Annotated in this window: 14 protein-coding genes; 8 read left to right on the top strand and 6 right to left on the bottom strand. The window is 57.9% G+C overall.

Going from position 1 to position 16,102, the window contains the following annotated elements:
- Positions 1–4 precede the first annotated feature (4 nt).
- The 7 genes from AC0V6W_RS00260 to AC0V6W_RS00290 all read left to right on the top strand — a co-directional run bounded on the left by AC0V6W_RS00260 (position 5) and on the right by AC0V6W_RS00290 (position 7,697).
- Positions 5–853: a sulfotransferase domain-containing protein gene (locus tag AC0V6W_RS00260; RefSeq protein ID WP_486146042.1), complete on the top strand. Its 849-nt coding sequence runs from the start codon at positions 5–7 to the stop codon at positions 851–853.
- 28 nt (positions 854–881) lie between these two features.
- Positions 882–1,970 carry a glycosyltransferase family 4 protein gene (locus AC0V6W_RS00265; protein ID WP_486146044.1) on the top strand — a complete coding sequence of 363 codons (1,089 nt, stop codon included), beginning with the start codon at positions 882–884 and terminating at the stop codon, positions 1,968–1,970.
- Between the two features lie 156 nt (positions 1,971–2,126).
- Positions 2,127–4,478 (top strand): GumC family protein, encoded by a 2,352-nt coding sequence (locus tag AC0V6W_RS00270; protein WP_486146046.1) that lies wholly within the window; start codon positions 2,127–2,129, stop codon positions 4,476–4,478.
- Between the two features lie 30 nt (positions 4,479–4,508).
- Positions 4,509–5,234: a metallophosphoesterase family protein gene (locus AC0V6W_RS00275; RefSeq protein WP_486146048.1), complete on the top strand. Its 726-nt coding sequence runs from the start codon at positions 4,509–4,511 to the stop codon at positions 5,232–5,234.
- The gene (locus tag AC0V6W_RS00280) at positions 5,231–6,226 is read left to right on the top strand and encodes an ATP-grasp domain-containing protein (protein WP_486146050.1); all 996 of its coding nucleotides are present in this window, start codon (positions 5,231–5,233) and stop codon (positions 6,224–6,226) included. Before AC0V6W_RS00275 ends, AC0V6W_RS00280 begins: the two co-directional genes overlap by 4 nt.
- Positions 6,226–7,125 carry an NAD-dependent epimerase/dehydratase family protein gene (locus tag AC0V6W_RS00285; RefSeq protein WP_486146052.1) on the top strand — a complete coding sequence of 300 codons (900 nt, stop codon included), beginning with the start codon at positions 6,226–6,228 and terminating at the stop codon, positions 7,123–7,125. Before AC0V6W_RS00280 ends, AC0V6W_RS00285 begins: the two co-directional genes overlap by 1 nt.
- Entirely contained in the window at positions 7,122–7,697 is a 576-nt protein-coding gene (locus AC0V6W_RS00290; protein ID WP_486146054.1) for a sugar transferase, read from the top strand. Before AC0V6W_RS00285 ends, AC0V6W_RS00290 begins: the two co-directional genes overlap by 4 nt.
- An 18-nt stretch (positions 7,698–7,715) precedes the next feature.
- Here the strand turns inward: AC0V6W_RS00290 and rodA are convergent, their stop codons facing one another.
- Genes rodA through AC0V6W_RS00315 form a run of 5 tightly spaced genes read right to left on the bottom strand, consistent with a single transcriptional unit; the run spans position 7,716 to position 13,535 of the window.
- Positions 7,716–8,840 (bottom strand): rod shape-determining protein RodA, encoded by a 1,125-nt coding sequence (gene rodA, locus AC0V6W_RS00295; RefSeq protein ID WP_486146056.1) that lies wholly within the window; start codon positions 8,838–8,840, stop codon positions 7,716–7,718.
- The gene (gene mrdA / locus AC0V6W_RS00300; RefSeq protein WP_486146058.1) at positions 8,837–10,939 is read right to left on the bottom strand and encodes a penicillin-binding protein 2; all 2,103 of its coding nucleotides are present in this window, start codon (positions 10,937–10,939) and stop codon (positions 8,837–8,839) included. The genes rodA and mrdA overlap by 4 nt, the downstream gene beginning before the upstream one ends.
- Positions 10,936–11,490 (bottom strand): rod shape-determining protein MreD, encoded by a 555-nt coding sequence (gene mreD / locus AC0V6W_RS00305; protein ID WP_486146060.1) that lies wholly within the window; start codon positions 11,488–11,490, stop codon positions 10,936–10,938. The genes mrdA and mreD overlap by 4 nt, the downstream gene beginning before the upstream one ends.
- Positions 11,490–12,440 (bottom strand): rod shape-determining protein MreC, encoded by a 951-nt coding sequence (gene mreC, locus AC0V6W_RS00310; RefSeq protein ID WP_486146062.1) that lies wholly within the window; start codon positions 12,438–12,440, stop codon positions 11,490–11,492. The genes mreD and mreC overlap by 1 nt, the downstream gene beginning before the upstream one ends.
- A gap of 51 nt (positions 12,441–12,491) precedes the next feature.
- Entirely contained in the window at positions 12,492–13,535 is a 1,044-nt protein-coding gene (locus AC0V6W_RS00315; RefSeq protein WP_486146064.1) for a rod shape-determining protein, read from the bottom strand.
- Between the two features lie 187 nt (positions 13,536–13,722).
- Between AC0V6W_RS00315 and mutL the strand changes: the two genes are divergently transcribed.
- Positions 13,723–15,588 carry a DNA mismatch repair endonuclease MutL gene (gene mutL, locus AC0V6W_RS00320; RefSeq protein ID WP_486146066.1) on the top strand — a complete coding sequence of 622 codons (1,866 nt, stop codon included), beginning with the start codon at positions 13,723–13,725 and terminating at the stop codon, positions 15,586–15,588.
- A gap of 47 nt (positions 15,589–15,635) precedes the next feature.
- Here the strand turns inward: mutL and AC0V6W_RS00325 are convergent, their stop codons facing one another.
- The gene (locus AC0V6W_RS00325) at positions 15,636–16,100 is read right to left on the bottom strand and encodes a response regulator transcription factor (protein ID WP_486146068.1); all 465 of its coding nucleotides are present in this window, start codon (positions 16,098–16,100) and stop codon (positions 15,636–15,638) included.
- Positions 16,101–16,102: the final 2 nt, after the last annotated feature.

The raw sequence follows: 16,102 nt of genomic DNA on the forward strand, positions 1-16,102 counted from the left end.
GACGATGTTGACTGCCCTCAAAGCCCGTGTGCTGGATTTCAAACGATCCAACCATGATGCGCGGCTGCAAACCATGGTGGGCAATGTCAGCGCCTATCTGGTTTCCTACCCCAAAAGCGGGCGGACCTGGCTGCGGTACCTGCTCTCGCTTTATCTGGCGCGCACATATGATCTGGGCTTCGAGCCTGATCTGCGCTCGACTTTCAAAGTGCTGCCAAATTTCGATCTCGATATGGAGCGCGGCCTGCCATCGACTGAGGCTTTGGCTACCAAGAACCTGCCTTTGATCGCGGTCAGCCACCGGGATTTTGACGCAGAATTGTTCGCCCCGCGCAAAACGATCATGTTGGTGCGTGATCCGCGCGATGTGCTGGTCTCATCCTATTTCCACCAAACCAAGCACAAGCACCGCTTTGAAGGTGATATTGCCGCATTTCTCGAAGATGAAACTTACGGTGCTGCTGCGATTGCTGCTTACCACAATGGCTGGGCGCAAGGCTTGATCGGGCATCACGCGCTGACGATCAGCTACGAAGAATTGAGCGAGGACACGCACGGGGTTGTTCGCAATGTCCTGCACTTTTTGGGCATTCCGGTGGATGAAGCGGTGCTGGATGAAGCGGTGACCAAGGCGCAGTTTGATAAGATGCGCAAGAAAGAGCAGAAAACCGGCATTCCTGGCCACGAATACAACCGCGAAGATGCCGATGCATCGCGGGTGCGGCGGGGTAAAGTTGCCGGATACACTGATTATCTTGGCCCTGATGAAGACGCGCGCGTGCAGGAATTGTTCGATGCGCATTTAACGCCGGCAGGCCGCGCTTTGTTCGCGCCAACCGGCTTTCTGGCTTAGGCGAAAGGGTGCAGGGTCAGGCACGCTTGTGAAGATTTGCTCCATCACCAACAGCCTGACATCGGGCGGCGCAGAAGTGCTTGTGAGCGGGCTTTCGGCTGAATTCGCACGCGCGGGCGATGCGTCATTGGTGATCGCGCTTTGCGATGCTGAAACGGTCGGCAATTCGCCGGAAACCGAAGCGCGCATGATTGCCGAGATCGAAGCGGCGGGCGGCAATTTTGTGTCGCTGGGCCTGTCGGCAAAGCGAGGGCCTGTGGCAGCCGCTTTTGCGATGCGCAAAGCTTTGCGGACTTTTCAGCCCGATATCGTCCATGCGCACACTGTCCGCGCGCTTCCGATGCTGACATTGAGCCGGAATAAAGCGCCGGTTGTGCTCACTCATCACAACACCAAATTGCCGTTTTCGCCGCGCATGTTTCCGCTGTTTGACCGGATGACGGACACCTATGTCGCCATCGGAGCGGATGTTGAAAACGTGCTTGCACCTTTGGTCCAAAAGCCGATTGTCCGCATTCCCAATGCAGCAGGCCGTTCGTTTGCGCAGGGTAAACCGCGCGCTGCTTCGCAAGCTAAGCCGCATATCCTTTCGGTAGGCACGATCAGCGAGCAGAAGAATTACCCGCTGCTGATAGAAGTTGCCATGGCAATGAAGGCCAGCGCGCCGGGCCATCCCATGCCGGTGTTCCAGATCGCGGGCGGCGGTGCGCAGCTGGACGCCTTGCGCGCGAGTATTACGCGCGAAGACCTTGATGAAATGGTTCGCTTTCTGGGCGAACGATCTGATATTCCTGATCTTATGCGGGCGAGCGATCTTTATCTAAACGTGTCGCTCTATGAAGGCATGCCGATCACATTGCTTGAAGCGATGGCCAGCGGATTGCCGATCATTGCCACCAATGTTCCCGGCAATTGCGAGCTGGTCGATGATGATATCAACGGGCTGAAAGCACCCTTGGGCGATGCGCATGCCATTGCCGCGCGGATCAGCGATATTCTTGGCGATGGCGCTCTTTATGCGAAGTTATCGAAAGGCTCGGTTGCTCGCAGCGGTGATTACTCCATGGAGAACACCGCTGCAAAGCACCGGAATCTCTACGTTTCTTTGGCGGGGTGAGCATTCGGACAGGGCGACCTCCACCAAAGGGGTAGTCTCAAGAGGGACGGGTCCGCTCCGCAATAGCCTTTTACCCCGGTGACTGATCTACGGTATTGAGGCTGGGAACTTGCTGCGGGACGCAACCCTTGGTGCAGCAATCATTGGAGACGAACGGTGAACGATCTAGCCCTCAATCAGCCTCGGGAAAACCTTCCCACCCAGCGCCGAGGGTATCTCACGCAGCAGCTGCAGGATTCGCAGCCGCAAACCTTGCAGGCGGAACAATTCGGCCTGCAAGATCTGGTCCGCATTTTTGAACGCCACAAATTGCTGATCCTTGGCATTGTTGCGGCGGTCACTTTGGCGACGTTGGCGTGGCAATTGCTGTCGCCCAAGCTTTACCAGTCCACCGCCAATATTCAGGTTGAGCTGATCGATGACACCGGCACCAACCAGGCCGATGTTCTGGCGCGCAATGTTCAGCGCTTGGCAAACGAGCGCAAATTGTACCGTTCGCGTAATTCTGCACAGACTGTTGTTGAAACGCTGGCCTTGCATGAAGACCCCGCCTTCCACCGCGAAATGGGCGGAGCGCCTTCGGGCAGCGAGGCGGACCAGATCAACAAGGCCGTTTCCACCGTCCTTGATATGACACGGGTGGAATCGGAAGATGGGTCTGACCTTATCGAATTGACGGCAACCGCGCGCTCGCCCGAAATGGCCGCCGATATCGCCAACGCATTCCCCGCAGCCGTGCGCGATCTTAAGCGCACACGCAGCGAAGAGCGCCGTCAGGAATTGCTCGGCGATCTGGGTGCTGAACGCGAAGAGCGCGTGACGGTTGCAAAAGAAGCGGCCGACAAGCTCGCTGAATTTCGTGTTGAGAACCGGATGCTGGTCGGGGCAGGGGGCACAGAAGACCTTGCGCAGATCAACCGCATTGCTGCCGAAGCGGCCTCTGCCACCGCCCGAGGAGCAGGCGCATCAGCCGCTAGCGCAGGTGTTGCAGCCGCCGCTGGCATTCGCTCAACCGCGGGCGCTACCAATGCTGCGGTCAACCAATTGCAACGCCAGGAGGCGCAATTGAGCGCGGAACTGGCGCGTTTGTCGCAAACTTATGGTGATGGATATCCTGAATTGGTGCGAGTGCGCACCGAGCTGCAAACCGTGCAGTCCAATCTGGCGCGCGAACAGGCAGCCGCACGCGCTGCTGCGCAGGAACAGGCCAATGCCGAAAGTGCGCGCATGGCCCAATTGTCCCGCGCCGATGCCGCCCGCGATCAGGCGCGTGCTGGCCAGTTGCAGTCCGCAGTCGCCTCGCTGACATCCAAAGCGTATCAGAATGCGGCCAATACTCCGCTGTTAGAACAGCTCGAGCGCGAAGCTGTCACCAGCGCGCAGGCCGTTGCCGAGGTCGCTGAACGGATCACGCGCGTGCGTTCTGAAAAGCTGGTTGAAGGTGTGACATCCAACATCATCTCACCTGCGACAGCCAACAATGAAGCCGTATCACCATCACCGCTGAAGACGACATTGATCGCGCTGATCGGCTCGGCCATTCTGGGTATGATTATCGCATTCATGATCGACATGCTCGACGACCGGCTGCGCACTGTTGCGCAAATCCGCAAGTTCTTCGGCATGCCGGTGTTTGGCATGTTGCCGATGCTGGATGAGGGTGTCTCGCCCAAGCTGCGCGAAAGCCCGCTGTTCAAAGAGCCGCAATCGATGTTCTCCGAAGTGTCGCGCTCCATGTATTCCGAAGTGCGCGCGCTGATGCCTGTCAATCAATCGCAAAGCGTGCTGGTCACATCGCCATTGCCGGGGGATGGCAAATCGGTGGTCGCGCTGACATTGGCAGCGGCGGCTGTTTCGATGGGTAAACGCGCGGTGATCCTTGATCTTGATCTGCGCCGTTCGGGTATCTTGCAGATGATCCAGCAGGATATCAACGCGCCCGAATTGATGGACGTGGTTCGCGGCGAAGTTGACTTGCCCGCTTTGAATGCGCCTGAGGATCCCGATGTGGTTGATGCAAAATCAGGTGTTGATCTGGTCACGCACCCTAATGACGATGAAGAGATGATTAGCCGTTTTGCCCTGCTCAGCGCCTCATCGCCGGTGGCAGAGCCTGCCGCAGTTCTAAGCTCGTCGAAGTTCCACAATATGGTTCAAGACCTCAAATCACGGTTTGACCTGGTGGTCGTCAATGCGCCTGCCGTGCTGGCTGTACGCGATGCCCGTTCCATGTGCGATTACACCGATGATACGGTATTGGTTGCGCGCTGGGGTAACACCACGATCGATCAATTCCGTGCCACGCTGGAAATGCTCGGCTCGGGCAATGTTGCAGGCTGCGTCTATAATCAGGTCGATTACGCCGAACATGCGCGCCGCCGTTATGGCGACTCGGTCCAGTTCTACTACGAGGCTGCTGATTACTATGTCGGTGTGCCGCGTCAGTTGACTTTGAAAGAACGGATCATGCGCAAATTCGGTCGCCGCCCGGCCAAAGCATCGATCTAATAAAGGCGGGTTGAGCGCCCATCAAACCCCATGCGTATCGCGGTTATCTCTGATGTCCATTCGGTGGCGGCGCCTTTTCGCACTGCGTTGAAAGACGCGCGCGCCGAAGGGTTTGATCAGATGATCCTGCTGGGTGATTTGTTCACCTATGGCGTGGATCCCGCTGAATGCATGGATCTTGCGATTGAAGCGATGGAGCGCGATGGCGCTTTCCTGGTCGGGGGAAACCACGAACAGCTCTATATCGATATGACCGAAAAGCGGTCTGCCTATTTTGACAAACTGCCCGACTGGATCCGCGAGTCTGTTGAATGGACCTGGCGCGAATTGGGCGAGACTTGGCCTGCCAAACTGGAATGGATCCCGGAATGGGCGTGGGGCAATGTGCTGTTCGCGCATGCCAATCCGTGGGGCTATGGCGATTGGACCTATCTGTCGAATGAGGAATTGCAGGGCGCGGCGGCGAAAACGCTGTCGGAGCGAGGTTTTCGTGCAGGGATCTTCGGTCATCTTCACCGTCCGAAATTCTTTTGTGCTGACGACGGGACACAGGTGCACGTGGTGAATTCGGTTGGCCAGCCGCGCAGCAAGACCGAACAAGGGCCATCATGGACAATGGTAACATTGGAAAGTGGCGATCTGTCGGTCGAAACGCGTCCAATCCCCTTTGATACCGAAGACCATTGTGCCGCAATCACGGCGACCAACGGCCTTTCGGATGATACCAAATCTATGCTTTGCAGGTTTTATCAATGACAAAAATTGCGGTTACTGGCGCGGGCGCTGTTTTGGGGCAGGGGATTATCAAATCTCTCAAAAGCGCCTCGCGAGTTTATCAGGTGCATTGCCTTGATCCAGATCCGAGGTCGCCGGGGCTGTATTGGGGCGACAGCCACGGGCTTTTGCCGATGGCGAAAGACCCCGCTTACAAACCTGCGATTGAGGCAATGCTGCAGCGGGAAAAACCTGCCGCTGTCCTCGTCGGCACGGATGTAGAGCTGGATATCTTTGCAGAGAACCGCGCAGAATGGGAGGAGCGTTTCGGCACCCATATCGTGGTCAGTTCGCCCCAGATCATTGCGATTGCCGATGACAAGCTGAAAACCGCCCGCTGGCTTGAGGCGAATGGTCTGCCTTTTCCGAAATCGGTTCCGGGAGAGGATGCAGATGCGATTGACGCTTTGGTCGCAGACATCGGCTTTCCGCTTATCGTCAAACCGCGCATTGGCGCGCGCGCTGTCGGTGTTTCGATGGTCAGCAACCGGGCGGAGCTCGATGCGGCGCTGGAAGGGCGTGAGGGGCTGGTGGTGCAGCAATGGGCCGGGCCTGACGATCAGGAATACACCGCTGGGGCTTTGTGTTTCGACGGCGAAGTGAAAGCTAGCATCGTCCTTCGCCGCGACCTGCGCGATGGCAACACATTCCGCGCCTATGCGGGCGAATATCCCGAATGCGAGGAGTATGTCCGCAATCTGGCTCAAGCGCTGCAACCTTACGGCCCAGCAAACTTTCAATTCCGCAAAGGGCCGGACGGGGTATTCCGTCTGTTTGAGATCAACGCCCGGTATTCCGGCACCACGCCCATGCGCGCGCTGTTTGGTTTTAACGAGGTCGACATGGTGCTGGGCAAATTGCTGTTCGGTGAAGCGATCACGCAGCCCGACATTCATAAAGGCACCGTCGTCCGCTTTTTGGAAGAGCAATTGCTGCCAGACGATCTGGCGCGAGAGTCAAAGGCCGAAGCGTAGTGCGCATTGCCATTACAGGCGGCACCGGCACTGTTGGCCGGGCATTTGCTGAACGCGCAGCGGCGGCGGGGCACAGCCTTGTCCTGCTGAGCCGGACCGTGCCTGATACGCTGCCTGCCAATTGCGAATGGCAAAAATTTGATCTGACCGCGTCAGACTTTGCTTTGGGCGATGCGCTGGATGGCGCAGAATGCGCGGTGCATTTGGCGGCTTGTATTGATACCAATCCTGCTGATGAGGCAGCCGCTGCGGCTTTGTGGAACACCAATGTGCTGGGCACAGGCCGCTTTATCGAAGCGCTGGCCAAAGCAGGCGCGGCGCATATCGTGATGGCATCGAGCGCCAATATCTACGATCCCGATGTCGAACGCGCCGATGAAAACACTCCCATCCGCCCGCAGAGCCGCACGCTATACCTTTCATCCAAGGCCGCGCAGGAAGCCTATGCGCGCGAGACCTGCCGCAAGCTTGGCATACCCATGGCAATCCTGCGCATTTCATCGGTCATCGGGACGGGCAATGATCTGGCGAGCAAGTTCCTTGATATCGCCATGTCGGGCAAAACCATCGCTTTGGCGAACCCGGAATACGGTGCTGATATGGTGGGTTTGGACGATGTGGCTGATGGCCTTTTGCTGGCAGCGCAGGAACGCCTTGAAGGTGATTTCAACCTCTCCTCTGGCCAGCGGTACACATTGGAAGACCTCGCAGTGACAATCGCGAAAGTGTGCGCCGCGCCGGTCAATATCAACGAAAGCGGCCCGCACGGCGCGCCCGATACTGGCTTTCCCGCGATTGATTGCACGCGGCTCTCAGCGCATGGATATAAACCCGATACGCTTGAAGATGTGCTGGTTAAAATGCGCGCCAACATTTTGAACGAGGAAGGGCAGGCATGATCTCGCTTCTCACCCGGCTGCTTGCACTGATTGTGCTGCTTGTGATCCTGCCTGTGCTGCTCGTTCTGGGGGTGCTGGTCATCATCTTCCAAGGCCGCCCCGTCATGTTTCGCCAAATGCGCGCAGGCAAAAACTCTGTTCCGTTTGAGCTTATCAAGTTCCGGTCCATGCGCGACACCCGCGATGAAAAAGGTGAATTGCTGCCGGATGAGGCACGCACGACAGGCATCGGCAAATTCCTGCGCCGGTCGCGGATTGATGAGCTGCCGGGCATTTGGAATGTCGTCACTGGCGATATGGCGATTGTCGGCCCGCGGCCTCTCCTTCCTGAAACGATCCGTGATCTGGGCGAGGCGGGGGTAAAACGCCAATCGGTGCGGCCGGGCCTGACCGGATGGTCGCAAGTAAGCGGGAACACGCTGCTGACGCTAGACCAGAAAGTCGCGCTGGACCATTGGTATATCGACAATCGCAGCTTCGCGCTCGACCTTCAGATCATTGCGCGCACGGTTATCGTGATGGTTGGCGGGGAAAAGCTGAGCGCCGATGTGCCGGAAAGCTCTGCTGATTAACTGGACCGGATCACGCGATTAAGACAGGCCGCTAAGCCCGCCGCGCGGAGCATTCTGGTTCCAGCGATTGACCATCATCAGCGCGCCGATGCAGATCATATTGGTCAGCATGGATGATCCCCCATGGCTCATAAACGGCAAGGGGATGCCAACGACAGGCGCAAATCCCATCACCATGAGCAGATTGACCGCGATGTAGAAAAAGATCGTCGCGCTCATGCCCGCCGCCATCAGCGCAGCAAAGCGATCCTGCGATTGACGCGCGACGCGTAGGCCCCAGCGCAGGATGATTGTGAATATTCCAATCACGAAAATCCCGCCGAGCAGGCCCCATTCCTCCGCCATGGTGGCAAACACGAAATCGGTGTGGGGTTCAGGCAGGTATTGCAAATGGCTTTGCGAACCTTCGTTGAAGCCTTTGCCAAAAATGCCCCCCGATCCAATGGCGATCTTGGATTGCGTGATGTGATAGCCAGCGCCCAGCGGGTCTGATTCCGGATCAAACATCGTCATGACGCGGCGCTGTTGATAGTCCTGTAGACCGAAATAAAACACCAAAGGCGCAAGCGCAGCGCCCGCCACACCAGCGCCAATAAACCAGCGCAGCGGTAATCCCGCCAGCAGCATAACCACCGCCCCGCCGAACACGATGGCAAGCGATGTGCCCAGATCAGGCTGAAGCAGAACAAACGCAACCGGCAGCATAATCAAAGCTCCCGGCAGCAATATGGCGCGCCAAGTCGCGATCATGCCCAATGGCAGCGATGAATAAAAATGCGCCAGCGTGACCACAATCACCGGCTTCATCAATTCGGACGGTTGTAGCACCATGAACCCCAGGTTGAGCCAACGCTGGCTGCCGCCGTTGACCTGGCCAACAATCTCCACCCCGATCAGCATCAGCAGGATTATGACATAAGCAGGATACGTCATAAACTTGACGAGCGGTTTCGGCAGGACCGAAATAAACGCGGCAATGCCGAGCGCCACGCCAAAACGCATAAGATGCGAGGAAGCGAATGGCTGCATTGATCCGCCCGCGGCTGAAAACAATACTGCTGCACCAAACGCGACGAGCAAAAACAGCGGGATCAACATCCCCCAGGGCTGGCGCGCTATGGGTTCCGGGACGATGGAGTTCATTGCGCCGGGCCTCGCGGCGTCGGTGTTGCGCCAGTGATCGGCGTTCCCGATGCCGCCTGATCGGCGCGCGGAATGATCGCATCGTCAGCGATTTCTTCTGATTGAGAGGCCGCGAGGCGCGCTTCTGCTTCAACCATGTCGAAGATTTCTTCATCGCGGCTAGGCGGGCGGGTCACGCTTTCCCCGCGTTCGGCGGCATAAGCGGCATAGCGTTTTTCGAGCCGTTGCTGCGCCGTTCCGCCCCAGGCCCGTTCCAATTCCCGCAATTGATCGAGCCCGCGTTGCGGATCGAACATGAATGTCATCACATCGCGGGCAATCGGATAGGCTGAACCGGACCCGCCGCCATGCTCAATCACAACCGCGCCTGCATAGCGCGGATTGTCAAACGGTGCGAAGAACACGAAGAGGCCATGATCCCGGTATTTCCACGGACCGCTGCGGCCATCAGATACGCTCAAGGAAACGACCTGCGCTGTGCCTGTCTTGCCCGCAAGTTTGACGCCCGGCAAAGGCAAACGCGCACGGCGAGCAGTGCCTGCACCATTCACCACATTGCTCATGGCCTGCCGGATATAGGCCATTTCGTCTTCGTTGAAATTATAGCTCTTGATGGTCGGTTTGGCATCGTCGATCACAAGACGAGGATTGACCACTTTCCCGGTCGCAAGCCGGGTTGCAAGCACGCCCAGTTGCAGCGGGCTGGCGAGGTAATAGCCTTGCCCGATGGATGCGTTTACAGTGTCATGCGCACGCCAGGGCTGATCAAATTTCTTCAGCTTCCAATCCGGATCGGGGACCGTGCCATAAAACTGGCTGGAGACGGGTAGGGGGTATTGCTGGCCCATGCCCATCAGCTTGGCCATATTGGCGACCTTATCAAAGCCGATAACCTGCGCGAAATGATAGAAATAGCTGTCGCAGCTTTGTGCGATGGCCTTGTCCATGTCGACCACGCCGTGGCTTGAGTGGCAGCGGAAAAAGCGGTTGCCGATCTGCCTGCCGCCGCCGCACACAATGGTGTCGGTTGGTTTCACCCCTTCTGCCAGGAACGCCATGCAATGCATGGGTTTGATGGTTGAGCCGGGCGGGTAGAGACCCTGAAGCACTTTGTTGCGCAGGGGCACGCGTTCGTCTTCACGCAGCATGGCGTATTCGATGCTGCCAATCCCATCGGAAAAGCTGTTGGGATCGAAACTGGGCATGGATGCCATGCAGAGCAGGTCGCCCGTCAGGCAATCCATCACGACAACCGATCCGCTTTCCAGCCCGATGCGGCGGGCGGCGTAATCCTGCAGCGGGCCATCAATCGTCAGCTTGACCGGGTCGCCTTGTTCATCATCGCGCTTTTCCAGATCGCGAACGACCCGGCCCGATGCAGTGACCTCCACGCGCCGCGCGCCGGGAATGCCGCGCAGATTGGTTTCAAACCGGCGCTCCAGCCCATCCTTGCCGATTTTGTAGCCCGGGGTGAGCAGCAGAGGATTTCTATCTTCCTCAGCGTATTGTTCGGCATCTGCCGGGCCGACATAGCCGATCAGATGCGCGACGCTGGATGCGGTGGGGTAATAGCGGGCAAAACCCTGCTGCGGGATCACGCCCTGCATATCGGGCAGGCGCACGCTGAGCGCTGCGAATTCATCAAAGTTCAAGCCGCTCGCAACTTCGACCGGTTGATAGCCCTTCTGTTCGAGCACATTGCGTTTGATATCCGCAATGCGCGCAGGCTCCAGTTTCAGCAGCTCGCCGATTTGATCGACCGTTTTTTCTGGCTCTGAGAGACGTTCAGGGATCACATCAACACGAAAATCCGCACGATTGGTGGCAAGCGGAGAACCATTGCGGTCCAATATCCATCCACGCCGGGGCGGGATCAGCGTCAGATTGACGCGGTTGCTTTCGGATTCGAGCCGATATTTCTCGTTCTCTGCAATCGCGAGATAGCCCATCCGCCCCGCCAGCAGCACGGCGATGCCGCCCTGAAACGTGCCAAGCATGACCGCCCGGCGATCAAAGGCATTTTTGAGCGTTGATGCGTTGACGATTTTTGAGGGGCGCCGCTTTGCCTGACCGCTGCGCCATTTCTTCCAGTTTATCACCCCACCCTCCGCGAACGGGCAAGGCGAAAGCGATCAAGCCGCGCGATGATGCGGGCAAGGATCGGGTAAAACAGAACGGAGAAGACGATTTGGGGCACAGCTGAAAACAAGTGGAAAGGGGTCACGTTGCCCCCTGATACTACAATAGCGGACAGAACATAACCGATAATGGCAAGCGTCGCGGCGAACCAATCCTGCCAGAAACCGCGCCAGGGAAAGCGGCTTTCAATGATTTCCAGCATGATCATTGTGATCGACCAAAGGAATATGGCACTGCCAAATGGCTGGCCGCTGAACAGATCATCAAACGCGCCTAGCGGCACGCCGACCCAAATCGGCAAAAGGCCGGGCCGCATAATCCGCCATGCAATCAGCATCAAAAAACCCATCGGCGGAAAAGTGGGCATCACAATCGCCAGAAAAAGCACAGGCAGAAAGCTTGCCGTCATGATCGAGGCATAGGGCACCATAAGCGCACGCCACGGCGATTGCTCGTGATTGATGCGGTTCTGAAAGCGATCTGCGCGCGATATTGGGCTGAGGCGGGCCATTATTCTGCCGGGGTTTCAGCGCCTGCGGGCAGGTTGATTTGCTGGGTATCGCTCAACACATCATCGCTCAGCGGTTCCTCAATCGGGATCTGCGATGCGGCGACGCCTTCGGGTTCATAAATGGGTTCAACCGAGACAAAGTCCGTCGCTGCCGGATCAGCAATCAATTGCGCCAGACCGCCATCAGGCAGAATTTCGCTCATAATCGCGACGGCGACGCCGGGACGGTAATAGCCGCCGGCCCCTGATGTTACGAAGACATCGCCTTTTTCAAACGGGTTCAAACCCAAATTGATAAGCCGAATGCGCAAGAGGCCATCGCCGCGCCCTTCGGCAAAAGCGACATTGTCATCGGATGTGCGGCGCACAGGCACGATGCTTTCGCTATCGGTAAGCAGTAGGACGCGTGACGAACCGCGCGCCACTTCGAGCACTCTGCCCACCACGCCGCGCGGGGATCGCACGGGCATGCCAACCTCGATTCCCTGATTGCGGCCTGCACTAATTGTGGCAAAGCGGCGGCTGCTCGATGCGCTGGACCCGATCAGCCTGGTCACCGCGACAGGTTCAATTTCGCTGTCAGCCAGTGCGATGAGCGAACGCAGCCGTTCATTCTCCTGCTCCAGCGCTTCTGCCTCTGCCAATTTGATCCGCGCCAGTTCAACTTCTTCGCGCAAAGCCGCGTTTTGATCCGCTGCTTCGAAATAGCCTGAAAGGTATTCCCACCAATCGGTCGTCTCATCGCGCACAACGGCCGTTGCAACACCAGCAGGCGCGGTCACATCCTGCGCTGCGCCGCGCAAAGGGGCAAAGCTGGCGGGTTGCCACATGGACAAAATCAGGAGGGCAAGACCAATCAGCGCCCCAAGCGAGGCGAGAACATAGCCAGTAAAGACTGAATATTGCGCCTTCTTCGAAAAGCCCGATCGGCGCGATGATGGCGACGCCATGGCTTGCCTTTGTCCTTCTTTTCCGTCTTGCGAGCGACCCTTATAGGAGGTTTACGCAGTCATCAAAACGCCGCGATAGATCGGGTCTTCCATCGCCCGGCCCGTACCAATCGCAACGCAAGTAAGGGGGTCTTCGGCGATAGAGACGGGCAGGCCTGTCTCTTCGCGCAAATGTTCATCCAACCGGCGGATCAGCGCGCCGCCGCCGGTGAGCACGATGCCTTGATCGACAATGTCAGCGGCGAGTTCGGGAGCCGTGTTTTCAAGCGCGATGCGCACACCTTCGACGATCGCGCCGATGGGTTCGGACAAAGCCTCTGCCACATGCGCCTGATTGATCGTGATTTCCTTGGGCACGCCGTTGACCAGATCGCGGCCTTTCAATGTGATGCTCTCGCCCGCACCGTCCTCGGGAACGACGGCGATGCCGTAATCCTTCTTGATGCGTTCAGCGGTGGCATCACCGATCAGCAGGTTGTGGTGCCGGCGCACATAGGAGACGATTGCCTCGTCCATCTTATCGCCGCCCGTGCGCACCGATGTGGTGTAGGCCAGACCGCGCAGCGACAGAACGGCGACCTCTGTCGTGCCGCCACCAATATCGACGACCATCGATCCCACGGGCTCTGTCACGGGCATATCGGCACCGATTGCGGCTGCCATGGGTTCAAGGATCAGGTGAACTTCCGATGCGCCAGCGTTGGAGGCCGCATCGCGAATGGCGCGTTTTTCGACCGAAGTTGAGCCTGAGGGCACGCAGATCACGATTTCAGGATAGCGAAACAGGTTGCGCTTTCCGTGCACTTTGCGGATGAAATGTTTGATCATTTCCTCGGCGATTTCGATATCTGCAATCACGCCATCGCGTAAGGGGCGGATCGCTTCGATGGTGTCAGGTGTTTTGCCCATCATCATCTTGGCATCATCGCCCACCGCTTTGACGCGCTTGATCCCATTGATCGTCTCAATCGCGACGACAGAGGGTTCGTTGAGGATAATGCCCTGGTCCTGCACATAGACCAGCGTGTTGGCTGTCCCCAGATCGATCGCCATATTCTGCGACCCGAATTTAAACAGATTCGAAAAGAAGCTCATTGCGTTTGTATTCCACGGCTGCCGGGCGTGACTTGCAGACCCCCTGCAAGGTTTCGTGCCCCGATTAATGCAACATCTCTCGCGCCTAGCGAATCCAGTGCCAAAAGGCCAAAATTTTGTTGACGAGACGCCAATTTATTCACGGCAACCCTCGAAACCGGGTCAGATCGCGGCTAGTTTGCGACCAATGATTGGTAATACCCCCCATATCCGCCGTCTTCCGCCCGGCTTGGTGAACCGAATTGCGGCAGGCGAAGTGGTGGAACGCCCTGCTGCTGCGCTCAAAGAGCTGGTGGAGAACGCGATTGATGCCGGATCTTCGCGAATCGCTATCGCGCTGAAAGGGGGCGGGCTGGGGTCGCTGGAAGTTACCGATAATGGCTGCGGGATGGGACCGGATGATATTGCTTTGGCGCTGGAACGCCATGCGACATCCAAACTGCCCGATGAAGCGATTGAAATGGTCACCTCGCTGGGTTTCCGGGGAGAGGCCTTGCCTTCGATCGCCAGCGTTGCCGAAGTGACCATCGAAAGCCGCCCGCATGATGCGGACACGGGCTGGCGATGCCGGATAGATCATGGCGAAATCGTCGATCAAGGCCCTGCGGCATTGCCTCAGGGAACGCGAGTGAGGGTGGAAAATCTGTTTGGCAAAGTGCCCGCGCGGCGCAAGTTTCTGCGCACCGAACGCAGTGAGCATATTGCGAGCCTCGATTGCGTGCGCCGCCTCGCAATGGCGCGGCCCGATATCGCCTTTACCTTGACGAACGAAGTATCGGGCAAGGTCCGCAAAGTTCTCACAACGCAGGGTCAGGACGATCTTGCGTCGCGTGTTGCGCAGATTGTCGCGCGCGAGCTGAAAGACAATTCGGTCGCCATTAATCTTGAACGCGGCGGGCCAAGCGGCATCATGCGGCTGACCGGGATTGCCGGATTGCCAACCTACAATCGCGGGATTGCCGATCACCAATACCTGTTCGTCAATGGCCGCCCGGTGAAAGACAGATTGCTAACAGGCGCGGTGCGGGGCGCGTATTCCGATATGCTCGCGCGGGATCGGCACGCTGTGCTGGCGCTGTTTCTGGATATTGCGCCGCAGGATGTGGATGTGAATGTCCATCCGGCTAAGACCGAGGTCCGCTTTCGCGATGCGAGCGGGGTGCGCGGATTTATCGTGTCGGGTTTGCGGCAGGCTTTGGCGACGGGCGATCAGCGCTCTGCCCAAGGGCCGGACCGCGCAGCGATGGGGCGTTGGCAAGCGGAACCGGTTGTGCCGGCTCCCGAAGCCGCACCTGCGCTGCGCTCTATCTTTGAAGGTCGCGATTGGTCTGCTTCGTCAGGGCAGGTCGCAGAGCCGCGAGTGGATTGGAACAGCGCTGCCGAAGGGCAAAGCGATCAGGCGCTTCCTCAGGGGCGGGCGGAGCAGGCGGAACCTTTGCCGCAAGATGCTGCACAATATCCGCTGGGCATTGCGCGCGGGCAGGTGGCGAACACTTACATCATCGCCGAAAGCGCCGATGGTCTGGTTCTGGTCGATCAACACGCCGCGCATGAACGCCTTGTGCTGGAAAGGCTGAAAGCGTCTGGCGCTGCTGAGGCCGCGCAACGCTCGCAGGCTTTGCTCGTGCCCGATGTCGTTGAGATGGACGAGGTTGATTGCGACCGCTTGGAAGAAGCCGCCGACGGCCTCGCGCGGTATGGATTGTCGGTTGAACGGTTTGGCCCGGCTGCCATGTTGGTGCGCGCTGTGCCAGCCGCTATTGCCAAAGCGGATAGCGCAAAATTGCTGCGCGACCTTGCTGACGATATTGCCAAACACGGCCCCCAATCTGACAGCGGCGCCTTGTTACTTGCCGAAAGACTGGACTATGTCCTCGCCACCATGGCCTGCCACGGATCGGTTCGGGCCGGGCGAGTGTTGAGCGTGGCGGAAATGAACGCCCTCCTGCGCGAAATGGAAGCCACCCCGCGATCAGGCCAATGCAATCATGGCCGGCCCACTTGGGTCAAACTCAGCATGGACGATGTGGAAAAGCTTTTCGGACGGCATTGAAGCCCAGCCCAACCCAGCCCCGTCAAGCATGTCCTTGCCGTCGGCGATTACAGATAGGTGCGCACCAGCGCGATCAATTCGATCGGCTTGATAGGTTTTGCCAAAGTCTTGTCAGCGCCAACTGTCATCGCTGCTGAGATAGCCTGATATTGATCGGTCGCAAAAGAGCCGCTGATCGCAATGACTGGAGCAGGGTGGCCAAGAATCTTCTTGAGGGTTGAGATCAATTTGATCCCGCCATCCTGTAAGAAGCGCCCCTCCTTTTTGATCAAAAGATCCGCGATAACGAGGTCAACATCGTGCGTTTCGATGTATTCTAGCGCGCTTGTTGCATCGACATGAAGGGACACGACGAAGCCTTCTTCTTCCAGCGACCATTTCAGGAGCGGGCCAAACTCGACGTCGTCTTCGAGAATCAGAATCGTTTTAGTTTTGTTTTTCGCCACAAATCCGCTTCCCCAATCAGGCCATTTGTGTTCGAGCATATTTTCAGGTCTGGTCAAGACATTCATGA

Source organism: Erythrobacter sp. JB1-7 (assembly GCF_057365015.1).